This is a genomic window from Gordonia gummivorans (assembly GCF_022513585.1).
Taxonomy (GTDB): Bacteria; Actinomycetota; Actinomycetes; order Mycobacteriales; family Mycobacteriaceae; genus Gordonia.
Map to the genome: position 1 here is coordinate 1 of NZ_JAKWBF010000104.1, position 302 is coordinate 302.

The window sequence follows — 302 nt, forward strand, 5'->3', positions numbered from 1 at the left end:
ATCACCGTTGCCGGCATCGTCGGATACTCCCGCAACAACGCCCGGATCTGCGGCTCGAACGCATCCACCGCCGACCCACGAGCCGGCCGCGAATACTTCGGCGGCTCATCAGCGGCCAACGCCGCACGCACCGTGTTCCGGGCCACCCCCAACCGACGCACGATCTCCTTGATCGGCACCTGCTCACTGCGATGCAACCGGCGGATCTCCGCCCACTGTTCCACTGAAATCACCCTCCTAGCTCAGACGGGGGTCAAAATTCACCCGTCGCTAAGGGGTCAGTTTTCAGGCGTCGTTAACAG

General features: G+C 63.2%; 1 protein-coding gene. It reads right to left on the minus strand.

Going from position 1 to position 302, the window contains the following annotated elements; translation table 11 throughout:
• Window positions 1–233, minus strand: a 233-nt coding sequence (locus MKW15_RS24305) for a helix-turn-helix domain-containing protein (RefSeq protein WP_374248211.1), incomplete at its 3' end; no start/stop codon positions are given.
• Window positions 234–302 lie beyond the last annotated feature (69 nt).